The sequence below is a fragment of the Segatella copri genome, assembly GCF_019249795.2.
Lineage (GTDB): Bacteria > Bacteroidota > Bacteroidia > Bacteroidales > Bacteroidaceae > Prevotella > Prevotella copri_B.
Genome location: NZ_CP156891.1, coordinates 3,083,183 through 3,095,882, shown reverse-complemented (window position 1 = coordinate 3,095,882; position 12,700 = coordinate 3,083,183). Strand labels below are relative to the sequence as shown.

Here is a 12,700-nt window from a genome sequence, read left to right as displayed (position 1 = left end):
AACATTTTCCCTTTGAACGCTCTTCAAATGTTCGTTGAATGTCATATGAATGTTATATGAATGTAACATTTCGTTTTTGTTTTCGTTCACCCCTCAAATCTCTCAAACTCCCAGTGTTTAAAGGGCTTTCCACTGATTTAGGGTCTCATTCATTTTTACACATTTCGTTTTACCCCCTATATAATTTCCATATTTCTCTTCTTGTAAATTATGGGATATTAAGAAAAATATCGTATCTTTGTCCCCGAATTGAGGCGTTCTTTGCATATTGCAAAATACAGAAACGAGCAGAAGTCCGCTCGTTTCCATATTGTTACCTATATAATATAGGCAAACGCACAACTTCTTGATTTTCAATCAAAGTCCAATTTAGAGCGAGTTAGGATTCTTAACTTTTTAGCCCATTTTCTATCTTATTTACCACTAAACGGCCCAAAACAGAGACTTTTAAATCTTCTTCTTATAGCAGCGATGACGGCGATGCTGCTCGCTCTCCAGATACTGCCACTGGCTCTGAACACCGGTATTGGTCTCCATCTGCGGCATTGCCTCAGCCCATTTAAAACCATAACGTCGATACTGCTTTATCAGATCAGCAAAAATAAGCGCGTTGGCTCCCTTCTTGCGATATTCCGGAAGAACACCTATCAAGAGCAAATCTACCGTATCCGTCTTGTGCCACTTCAGAACCTTCAGCACCTTCAGCCAACCCGTAGGGAAAAGCTTTCCATCGCCTATCTCGCGCAGCGCATCGGTAAACGAAGGGAAGGAAACACCAAAGGCAACCAGCTTGTTGCCAGCGTTGCCATCTACCACACCCGTTACCAGATTCAAGTCAGCCTTCTTGATATAAGTATTTACATATTCATCTATCTGCTTCTCCGTAAGCTGCTGGAAATCATAGAGATTCTTGTAGGTTTCGTTCACGATTTCGAACACCTTCCTGCCCATTCCGCCCGAGGTAAGTTCCTTGCGGGTGAACTTATGAACATGCAGATTATATCGGCTCTCTATCATCTGGGCAGTCTTGGCAAACTTAGCCGGCGTCACTTCCGGAATCCTGATGCGGTACTCCAGCCAGTCGTTATCCTTCTCATAGAGCGGATAACTCTCCAGATGCGTCTTGTAATAAGGATAATTGTAATTGATATACATCGTAGACTTCCGGTCGAAGCCCTCGATGAGCAAGCCCTCACGGTCCATATCCGTAAATCCGAGCGGACCTACGCATTCGTTCATTCCCTTGCTCTTGCCCCAGTTTTCTACCGCGCGCAACAAGGCACAGGAAACCGCTACATTATCCACGAAATCGAACCAGCCGAAGCGAACCTGCTTCTTGTTCCACTCTTCGTTGGCACGATGGTTGATAATGCCAGCAATCCTACCTACGATACGAGCCTCGCTGTCAACCGCCAGGAAGTATTGAGCCTCGCAGAATTCGAAGGCAGGATTCTTCTTTGGGTCCAGCGTATTCATCTCGTCGAAACGCAAAAAAGGAATGGCAAACTTATGACCTCTGTAGAGATCATAATGAAACTGAATGAAGGTTTTCAGCCCTTTTTTAGTCGTTATCGGTATGATTCTTATCTCATCATTCATTAGTCTATTGTTTTATGTATATATATTCAATTGCGGTGCAAAAATACAATAATTTTATGAATAATGCAACTCTTTTCTTATAAATTTATAAAAGTTGGTTCATAATTGTCCAACTTTGTGGATATTTATGTACCTTTGCAGGTTGAAATGCCCCAAAAGAGCATCATAAAGTTATGAAGAAAGAGAAAAGAGACAACTATACGTTCCTCACTCATGCCCCTGTGCATCATGTGATTTTTACGATGGCCATACCAACGATTATCAGTATGCTGTCGACGAGCATGTACAACCTCGCCGACACCTATTTCGTGGGCAGCATCAACACGCAGAGTGTGGCAGCGGTAGGCGTTTCCTTTGCAGCAATGGCTGTGATTCAGGCGATTGGTTTCTTCTTCGGTCACGGAGCAGGCAATTATGTTTCGCGACAGTTGGGCGCCAAGCATACGGAAGAGGCACAGAAAATGGCAACAACGGGCTTTGTGCTGAGTTTTCTTACCGGTCTCCTCATCGCCATTCTGGGTCATCTTTTCCTCACTCCGCTCTGTCTTCTGATGGGTTCTACGCCCACCATTCTTCCTTATACAGAGCGCTATCTGGGCATTATCCTGCTGGGTGCTCCCTTTATGACCACCTCGCTTACGCTGAATAATCTGATGCGATTTCAGGGCAATACGATGTATGCGATGAAGGGCATCATGTCGGGTGTGCTGCTCAATCTGATTCTGGCTCCTCTGCTCATTCTCTACTTCCAGCTGGGCATTACCGGAGCCGCCGTAGCCACCCTCATCAGCCAGTGTTTCGGCTGCGCCATGCTCTTCTGGATGACGCATAAAGGCGAGAACATCCGCATCCGTCTCAGCAATTTCACCCCTACCCGCGCCTTTGCCAAGGAGATTATCTTCGGCGGAACCCCTTCGCTGTCAAGACAGGGACTGGGAAGTATCGCTACGCTGATGCTCAATGTGGCAGCAGGTGCGTTTGGCGATGCAGCCATTGCGGGCATGAGCATCGTTACCCGCATCTCCTTCTTTACCTATGCGATGGTCATCGGTCTGGGGCAGGGATTCCAGCCGCTCTGCGGATTCTGCTACGGCGCCAAACTCTATGGGCGTGTAAAGGAAGCCTTCTTTTTCTGCATTAAATGCGGCACGGTTTTCCTCAGCGTCTGTGCCCTTCTCGGCTTCATCTTCTCAACTTCCATCATCAGCATCTTCCGCGATGATGCAGCGGTTGTAGCCGTAGGTTCGGTGGCTTTGCGATGGCAGGTGCTCAGTTTTCCGCTCGTAGCCAGCATCGTGCTCACCAACATGCTGATGCAGACCATCCGTAAACCGGTGAGAGCCAACATCGTAGCGGCAGCACGAAGCGGACTTTTCTTCATTCCGCTCATCTTCATCCTCCCCTATTTCTTCGGACTGCTGGGCGTGGAGATGTGTCAGATGTGGGCAGATTGCTGCTCGTTTGCCGTTGCGGTTCCGATAGCCTGGAGCGCTTTCAGGGATATGAGAAGAGAGCAGATGGAACTTGGGTAAAGCCACTAGAAGATAAGAAGATACTAGAAGATAAGAGAAAATACTTGAGATAAGAGAAATGGAGAAGACTTATTACATAGGCCTGGACGTTGGCTCTACGACAGCCAAGATAGCCGTTATCGACAGCGATAACCAGGTAATTTACTCAAAATACGAACGCCACAACGCCCGTGTCAACGAACTTGTGTCGCAATATTTCGATGAGATTTTAGCCCTTACCGGCGATGCAGAGGCAAGAATCTGCGTAACGGGAAGCGTAGGAATGGCTACTGCCGAACAGCTCCAGGCGGAGTTTGTACAGGAGGTGGTGGCTGCATCAGTCTATGCCCGTACTGCCCATCCTGAGGCGAAGGCGCTCATCGATATTGGTGGCGAGGATGCGAAGGTTATCTTCTTCAAGAAAAACGGAAATATGGAACTGCGCATGAACGGCAACTGTGCCGGCGGAACGGGCGCTTTCATCGACCAGATGAGTGTGCTGATGGGCGTAGAGAACCAGAAGATGAGCGAGTTGGCGATGAAGGCAGAGCACGTTTATCCGATGGCTGCCCGCTGCGGCGTGTTCGCCAAGACCGACATCCAGAACCTGATGGCACGCAATCTGCCCGAAGCAAATATTGCAGCCAGCATCTTCCATTCCATCGCCGTACAGACGGTGGTAACGCTTTCTCACGGCATCAGCTTCGAGGCTCCTATCCTGCTCTGCGGCGGTCCGCTGACCTTTCTTCCGGCTCTCCGCAAGGCTTTCTGCGATTATCTCCATCTCTCACCAAACGATTTCATCGTATCAGAAAACAGCAATCTCATTCCGGCTCTGGGCTGTGCTTACCGGGCTAAATCGGCAGATTCTGCAGCCTCAGTATCTGTTCTCAGAAGCCGGATGAAAAAAGAAATACAAACGGAATGGACCAGCAGTCTGCTGCCTCTGTTCAAAAACGAGAAAGAGCACCAGGAATGGCTCAAATCAAAGGCGAAATTCGCTACCGAAACCCAACCGCTGAATAAAGGAAAACAGCAGGTTGTGATTGGTATTGACTCGGGCTCTACTACGACGAAGATTGTTGCGGTAAGGGTGAATGCGGAGACGCCTACGGGAGATATTGTCTTTACAAATTACCGCCTGAATCTGGGAAATCCGATCAAGGCAGTAGCGGATGGACTGAACACCCTGAAGCAGGAAGCTGCATTGCGAGGCGCAGAACTGGAAATCGTAGGCTCCTGCTCTACAGGTTACGGCGAAGAACTTATCAAGGCGGCTTTCGGCCTCGACAGCGGCATTATCGAAACAATGGCGCACGAAAGAGCTGCTGCCTCACTCATGCCTGACGTGAGTTTTATCCTGGACATCGGCGGACAGGACATGAAGGCTATCTTCGTGGAGAAAGGGGCTGTGGTGCGCATGGAACTCAACGAGGCGTGCAGTTCGGGCTGCGGAACATTCATCCAGACCTTTGCCAACAACATGGGTTATTCTGTAGGCGATTTTGCCCAACTCGCCTGCCAGTCGAAGGCTCCCTGCGACCTGGGAACCCGCTGCACCGTTTTCATGAACTCGAAGGTGAAGCAGGTGCTCAGAGAGGGCGCATCTGTAGCTGATATTTCTGCCGGAATCTCTTATTCGGTCATCAAGAACTGTCTGTATAAGGTATTGAAACTCCATGGTAATGAGAACCTTGGAGGCAAAATCGTTGTGCAGGGTGGTACGATGAGAAACGATGCGGTGGTAAGAGCATTTGAGTTGCTCACCCATACCGAAGTGGCACGAAGCAACATGCCGGAACTGATGGGTGCCTACGGCTGTGCCCTTCATGCGGCGGCAGATTATAAGCATCGCACTTCTGCAGAAGATACGAACCCTGCCTCATCAAGATCCATCGATGATCTCCAGAATCTGGCTCATTATGAAACCAAACAACTGCAATGCAAAGGCTGCGAAAACCATTGTTATGTTTCCCGCTACACCTTTGCCGGCGGCAACCGATTCTACTCCGGAAACAAGTGTGAGCGTGTGTTTAACAACAAGGGAGCAAACGGGATAAAAGGCAAAAACATCTACGAATACAAATATAGTTTACTATTTGATAGAGAAGAAGTTAACCCACTTGAAGTTGCAAAACACAACGTCAAAGTAGGCATTCCTCGCATCCTCAACATGTACGAGGAATATCCGTTCTGGAATGCGCTGCTCCGGGCAGCAGGATTGGGCGTGATTCTCTCTTCCGATTCCACTTTCAGCCAGTATGAAGGAGCCTTGAATACGGTGATGAGCGACAATATCTGCTTCCCGGCTAAACTGGCTCACAGTCATCTGAAGGAACTCAACGAGAACCCGAAAGTAGACCGCATCCTCATGCCATACGTGGTTTATGAACATAATGACGACCCGAAGAATACGCTGAACAGTTTCAACTGTCCGGTCGTTTCGGGCTACAGCGATGTCATCAAGTCGGTCATCAATCTGAAGAAACCGATCGATACGCCCGTCATCAACTTTGCCCAGCCTAAGGCGCTGGAAAAACAGATTACCGATTATCTCAAGCAACTGGGAGTAAGCAAGAAGACTGCCCGTAAAGCACTGAGAGAGGCCCTCTATGCTCAGGCAGTATATGCAGCTGAGATTAAGAAACAGGGCTGGGAGATTCTGAAGTCAAACAAGGGACTTACGATTCTGCTGGCGGGCCGTCCTTATCATACAGACCCGCTGATTCAGCACAAGCTGAGCGAGATGATAGCCAATCTGGGAGTCAACGTCATCAGCGAAGACATCGCCCGGGGTAATCTCTTTGCAGATTTCAAAGACTTCAATTTGGAGGATCTGGCGGCAGAAAGAAATGAGGCAGCATTAGCCAGCCAGGACAACAACGAAGCATACAACTGTCAGCCAGAGACTTATCTCGTGAAGCAATGGGCGTATATGAACCGCATTCTGAAGGCAGCGCAATGGGCTGCAGAACAGGGCGATGAGGTTCATTTCGTCCAGATGACCAGCTTCGGCTGCGGTCCTGACAGTTTTATCCAGGACGAGATTCGCGACATCATGAAGCGCCACAACAAGCCTTTCACGCTGTTGAAGATAGATGATGTGAGCAATATCGGCTCACTGAAACTCCGTGTCCGCTCGCTCATAGAAAGCCTGAAGGGAGTAAAGGAAGTGAAGAGTGAAGAACGAAGAGTGAAGAAACAATGTTCGGCGGCCGAAGGGAAAGCCAATTCAACACTCAACACTCAACATTTACAACAGACCAAGGTATTCACCAAGCAGGACATTCATCGCAAGATTCTCGCTCCTTTCATGACCGAATACCTCACCCCTATCATTCCGCCTATCCTGAAACTGATAGGCTATGATGTTGAGGTTCTTCCGATGAGCAATGAGGTAAGCGCCGAACTCGGCTTGAAGTTTGCCAACAACGAAGTCTGCTATCCGGCTACACTCATCGTCGGCGACATCATCAAAGCCTTGAAATCAGGCAGATACGACCTGAACAATACAGCAGTAGTGATGAGTCAGACGGGCGGCCAGTGTCGCGCAACCAACTACGCCGGTCTCATCAAGCGTGCGATGATTTCCAATGGATTCCAGGACATTCCGCTGCTCACGCTCGGTGTAACAACCTCAACAGGCGAAGCATCAGGCTCAACAGACGACAAGCAAGACTATAACGAGCAGGACGGTTTCAATGTGCCTTGGCTGAAATACAGTCAGATTATCGTTACCGCCATTTTTTATGGCGATGCAATCAACGAAATGTACAACGCCTGCATCGTAAGAGAGCGTAAACCGGGCATTGCCAGAGAGTTGCGCGATAAATACATGCAGCTGATAGACGGACCTATCGCCCAGAATTCAGCCAAAGGACTTATCCGACTCCTGGAACAGGCAGCCGAAGAATTCAACCAGATGACCCTCGACAGAACGTTGCCGAAGGTAGGAATCGTAGGCGAAATCTTCCTGAAGTTCAATCCTTTCGCCCACCAGTTCCTGGAGCAGAACATCATCTCGCGCGGCATAGAGGTGGTTCCGCCTCTGCTTGCCCCCTTCTTCCTGCAGGAATTTGTGAATGTAGAGATACAGAAACACATGCGGCTGAGTTGCACCAAAGTGCCCGATTTCATCATCAAGGGCGCTTATCAGGCGCTGATAGGCAGAAGATTGCGCCAGGTAAACAAGGCAGCCGGCAAGTTCCGCTACTTCCGTCCGTTCACCAATATCTATGATGATGCGAAGGACGTACAGGGACTGGTTTCACTCGCAGCCCAGTTTGGCGAAGGCTGGCTTCTGCCTGCCGACATCGTAGGTTACATCCGTGATGGCGTGAACAACATCATCTCGCTCCAACCTTTCGGCTGCATCGCTAACCACGTGATTTCCAAGGGTATCGAGAAACGTCTCCACGACCGTTTCCCTTCACTCAACCTCGTATCGCTCGACTTCGATTCCGGTGTTTCAGAGGTAAACGTCACCAACCGACTGCTCCTCTTCCTGGACAGCATCGCAAAATAAGACAAGCCAGACCCATGTACGGTAAAACACCGTACATGGGTCTTTCCGTCTTTCATCCCTCAAAAAATCACTCTAAAAAATACAAAAAACCGTAGCTATTTCTTTGTCATTCAAGAAAATAATCGTATCTTTGCACTCAAATTTTATTGAGACATTAAGAAAATGAGTAAAGATACATTAACTCATCAGCTGACAGAGACCATCGAGGAGCTTTCGAGCGCCGAATCTTTGAAGGGTCTCTTCCATCAGCATCGAGACGGGAATCCACTTCCTTCGGGCAAGGCGCTCGAAGAAATCATCAGTTTGTCCCGTTCTATCCTCTTTCCGGGATATTTCGGCAATTCTTCGGTAAATATCTCAACCATCAAATATCATATTGGAGTAAGAGTAGAGAAACTCTATGAGATGCTGTCAGAGCAGATTCTCGCCGGTCTCTGCTTCGCCAACGACTGTGAAACGGAAACCCAGGCTGAACTGCAGCACCAGCGTGCCAAGGCAGGCGTGATTGCAGCCAAGGCAATCATGGAATTCCCGAGACTGCGCAAGATTCTGGCTACTGATGTAGAGGCTGCCTACGAGGGCGACCCGGCTGCCATGAGCCACGGAGAAATCATCTCCTGCTACCCGGTCATCAAGGCGATTACCAACTACCGCATCGCTCACGTGCTGCACGAACTGGGAGTGCCGCTCATTCCGAGAATGATGACCGAACTGGCGCATTCGGAAACCGGTATTGATATCAACCCGGAGGCTACCATCGGCAAGCACTTCACCATCGACCACGGTACGGGTGTGGTAATTGGAGCTACCTGCATCATCGGCGACAATGTGAAACTCTACCAGGGTGTAACCCTCGGAGCCAAGAGTTTCCCTCTCGATAAGGACGGCAATCCTATCAAGGGAATCCCTCGCCACCCTATCCTCGAAAATGATGTCATCGTCTACGCCAATGCCACCATCCTCGGTCGCATCACCATCGGAGAAGGCTGCGTAGTGGGAGCCAACGTATGGGTTACCAAGGATATGAAACCGAAAACAAAGAAATATAAAAAAGAAAAACAAAGTTTATTAGATATAGAATTCAATAATGGAACAGGAATTTGAACTCATTGCCAAGACCTTCATGGGCCTCGAGCCTGTCTTGGCTGAAGAGCTCACCCAGTTGGGTGCCAATAATGTACAGATCGGTCGCCGCATGGTGTCTTTCACAGGCGACAAGGAAATGATGTATCGTGCTAACTTCCAGTTGCACACAGCCATCCGTATCTTAAAGCCTATCAAGCACTTCAAGGCTAGAAGCGCTGAAGAGGTGTATGATCAGATTCAGAAGATCAAGTGGGATGACATCTTAGATGTGAAGAAGACTTTCTCGGTTGACTCAGTAGTCTACTCAGAGGAGTTCCGCAACTCACGCTTCGTAACCTACAAGGTAAAGGATGCGATTGTTGACTGGTTCCGCGAGAAGCAGGGTACACGTCCAAATATCAGCGTATCTAACCCGGATATCCGCCTCAACATCCACATTGCAGAAGACAATGCCACCTTGAGTCTCGATTCGAGTGGTGAGAGTCTGCACCGCCGTGGCTACCGCCAGGAGCAGGTAGAGGCTCCTCTGAACGAGGTTCTCGCTGCAGGTATGATTCTGATGACCGGCTGGAAGGGCGAATGCGATTTCATCGACCCGATGTGTGGTTCAGGTACCATCGCCATCGAAGCTGCCCTCATCGCCCGAAACATCTCTCCAGGTGTATTCCGCAAGGAGTTTGCCTTCGAGAAGTGGAACGATTTCGACCAGGATCTCTTCGATACGATTTATAACGACGACTCTCAGGAGCGCGAGTTCGAGCACCATATCTATGGTTACGATGTTGACATGAAGGCTGTCAATACAGCTAATCTCAACGTTCGTGCTGCCGGTCTCAGCAAGGACATCACCATCTCACAGGCTGATTTCAAGGACTTCACCCAGCCAGCCGAGAAGAGCATCATCGTGATGAACCCTCCATACGGTGAGCGCATCTCTACCCCTAACCTCCTGAACACCTACAAGATGATAGGTGAGCGCTTCAAGAAGGCTTTTGCCGGCAACGAGGCTTGGGTATTGAGCTACCGCGAGGAGTGCTTCGAGCAGATTGGTCTGAAACCATCTATCAAGATTCCTGTATTCAACGGAAGCTTGGAGTGCGAATTCCGCAAGTATGTGATGTTCGACGGCAAGATGAAGGACTTCCGTTCTGAAGGCGGTATTGTGAAGACTGAGCGCGAGAAGAGCGAGATGGCTCAGAAGCACCGTTTCAAGAAGGAGCGTGAATTCAAGAAGCGTGTAAGCGAGGAGACTGAAAACGAGGAGGACGATATCCGTTCTTTCAAGTTCCATACTCACCGTCTAGAAGACTTCGAGAAGAAGCGTGCAGAGTTCCATAAGGGCGGCCGTTCACGTATCGGTGGCGGTCGACGCAATGATGACGACGATGAGAAGCGTGGCAGCCGCAGCTTCAAGAGCGACCGCAAGGGTGGCCGTGACTTCGGTAGCAAGCGCGACGGAAAGCGTTTCGAGAAAGGCGACAAGCGTGGTGGCTTCAAGGGCGACAAACGTGGTGGCCGTGATTTCGGAGGCAAGCGCGGAGGCAAGAAGAACTTCAGCGTTGACTTCGACGACGAGGATTAAAGACATATCGACCCATACGTCGTGTTTCACGACGCATGGGTGTTAAACCCGATAAAGTAAAGAATATAATGAATCTGAAGAATTCAATTTATAAATTATCTTTTGCTGCTATGATTATGATGGCTATGAATGCAACCGACTTACAGGCTCAGGGCGTGGTTCCTGCTCAGAAAGGCGAGAAAACCTTTACATTGGAAGACCTGAACTTCGGCGGCAACAACTATCGTAACATGGTAGCTAAGAACCGCTGGTGCACCTGGTGGGGCAATGAACTCGTTCGCCAGGATGTGGATGCCTGCTATCTCGTCAACAAGACGACAGGCAAGGAGACCAGACTCTTCGGCATCAATGACATCAACCAGTGGATTGCTCCTACCAAAGACATCAAGGTAAGAGCCCTCTACAATGCTCTCTTCCCGTTTGCAGGCAAGAGCATCGTGATGGTAAGCAACGGCAGCAAGACTTATACCGTAGACTTCAAGAAGCATAAGCTGCTGAGCGAGATGGATTTTGCTGACGGCGAGAACCTCCTGGAGGCTAATGCCCAGCAGAACGCCTTCGCCTATCTGAAGGGCAGCAACCTCTATGTGCGTACCTTCGATGTAACCAGCAACGCCTTGACAAAAGAGAAGAAATCTCACGATTTCCAGCTCTCAAAGGACGGAAGCCGCGAAATTGTTTATGGACAGAGTGTTCACCGCGATGAGTTCGGTATCAGCAAGGGAACCTTCTGGAGTCCGAACGGCGAACTGCTCGCCTTCTATCGTATGGACCAGAGTATGGTAACCGACTATCCGCAGGTCGACATCCCGGAAATCGGTTTCAATCATCCTGAAACACAGAGTTGCATTGCTACTCCTGCACCAGACAAGTATCCGATGACAGGCGAGACATCACACAAGGTAACCGTAGGCGTGTTCGACTGCATGACCGGCAAGACCGTCTATCTGAAGGCTGGCGATCCAACCGACCGCTATTTTACCAACATCGCATGGAGTCCGGACAGCAAGACCATCTATATGTTCGAACTGAACCGCGACCAGAACGACTGCCGTCTGACTGCCTACAATGCAGAAACCGGCGAGAAGACAGGCGAACTCTATCGCGAGACCGACGAGAAATACGTGGAGCCTTGCCACCCTATCCAGTTCCTGCCTTGGGACAGCAACAGCTTTATCATGCAGAGCCGCAAGGATGGCTACAACCACCTCTATCTCTGCACCCTGGGCAAGCACGGAAGCCGCATGGCCAGCAACACAGAATCGCTCGAAATCAAGCAGTTGACTTCCGGTAAATGGGAGGTGATGGAAGTACTCGGCTTCAACACCAAGCGCAAGAGTATCATCATCGCATCCAACGAGAAATCGCCTATCCAGAGAAACATCTTTGCCGTAGATACAAAAACCGGCAAGCGTACGCTGGTAGATGATTGCGGCAAGGGATGGCACAGCGCTACTTTGAGCGAGAACGGACAGTATGTCTTCGACAACTACTCTACTCCTACCGTGCCTCGCAAGATAGCTCTTGTGAACACCGAGAACGGCAAGCGCACCGCTTACTTCACTGCCGAGAACCCTTGGAAGGGCTACAATGTGCCTGAGTACAGCTGCGGTTCCATCAAGGCTGCCGATGGCGAAACTGACCTCTACTGGAGAATGGTGAAGCCGGTAAACTTCGATCCAAACAAGAAGTATCCTACCATTATATATGTATATGGTGGACCTCATGCCCACAACGTAGATGCCCGCTGGAACTACTCTAGCCGTGGTTGGGAAACCTACATGGCAGAAAAGGGCTATCTGCTCTTCATCCTCGACAACCGTGGAAGCGAGAACCGTGGCAAGGCTTTCGAGCAGGCTACCTTCCGCCAGCTCGGACAGATTGAGATGCAAGACCAGATGAAGGGCGTAGAATATCTGAAGACGCTTCCTTACGTAGATGCTGACAAGATTGGCGTTCACGGCTGGAGCTTCGGCGGATTCATGACCATCTCGCTGATGACCAACCACCCTGATGTGTTCAAGGTAGGCGTAGCAGGCGGTCCGGTTATCGACTGGCACTGGTACGAGGTGATGTATGGCGAGCGCTATATGGACACCCCACAGACCAACCCAGAGGGTTACAGGAAGACCTCTCTGCTCTATCAGGCAAAGAACCTGAAGGGCAAGCTGCAGATTATCCAAGGCTTGAACGATGTGACCGTAGTGCCACAGCACTGCCTCACCTTCCTCAAGGCTTGCATCGCAGCAGGCACCCAGCCAGACTTCTTCGTCTATCCTGGCGAGCCTCACAACATGAGAGGTCATCAGAGCACTCATCTGCATGAGCGCATCAGCAATTATTTCTTCGATTATCTCAAGTAAATATCTAGGAGTAAACATCCCCCGAAAAAGGGGA

At 49.7% G+C, this 12,700-nt stretch carries 6 protein-coding genes; 5 read left to right on the top strand and 1 reads right to left on the bottom strand.

What is annotated here, in order from left to right; translation table 11 throughout:
* Positions 1 to 447: 447 nt before the first annotated feature.
* Positions 448 to 1,599 (bottom strand): N-acetyltransferase, encoded by a 1,152-nt coding sequence (locus tag KUA48_RS12815; protein WP_218433587.1) that lies wholly within the window; start codon positions 1,597 to 1,599, stop codon positions 448 to 450.
* A gap of 173 nt (positions 1,600 to 1,772) precedes the next feature.
* On the opposite strand from KUA48_RS12815, the gene KUA48_RS12810 reads away from it, so the two are divergent.
* From KUA48_RS12810 to KUA48_RS12790, 5 genes are all read left to right on the top strand, one after another.
* Positions 1,773 to 3,131 carry an MATE family efflux transporter gene (locus tag KUA48_RS12810; RefSeq protein ID WP_218433585.1) on the top strand — a complete coding sequence of 453 codons (1,359 nt, stop codon included), beginning with the start codon at positions 1,773 to 1,775 and terminating at the stop codon, positions 3,129 to 3,131.
* Positions 3,132 to 3,189: 58 nt separating this feature from the next.
* Positions 3,190 to 7,635, top strand: coding sequence for an acyl-CoA dehydratase activase-related protein (locus KUA48_RS12805; protein WP_218433583.1), 4,446 nt, complete (start codon positions 3,190 to 3,192; stop codon positions 7,633 to 7,635).
* 162 nt (positions 7,636 to 7,797) lie between these two features.
* Positions 7,798 to 8,739 (top strand): serine O-acetyltransferase, encoded by a 942-nt coding sequence (locus KUA48_RS12800; RefSeq protein ID WP_117694464.1) that lies wholly within the window; start codon positions 7,798 to 7,800, stop codon positions 8,737 to 8,739.
* Complete coding sequence (locus KUA48_RS12795) at positions 8,723 to 10,303, top strand: class I SAM-dependent RNA methyltransferase (RefSeq protein WP_218433581.1); 1,581 nt, start codon at positions 8,723 to 8,725, stop codon at positions 10,301 to 10,303. Before KUA48_RS12800 ends, KUA48_RS12795 begins: the two co-directional genes overlap by 17 nt.
* A gap of 119 nt (positions 10,304 to 10,422) precedes the next feature.
* Positions 10,423 to 12,666 carry a DPP IV N-terminal domain-containing protein gene (locus KUA48_RS12790; RefSeq protein ID WP_256624498.1) on the top strand — a complete coding sequence of 748 codons (2,244 nt, stop codon included), beginning with the start codon at positions 10,423 to 10,425 and terminating at the stop codon, positions 12,664 to 12,666.
* The last annotated feature ends 34 nt before the right edge of the window (positions 12,667 to 12,700 follow it).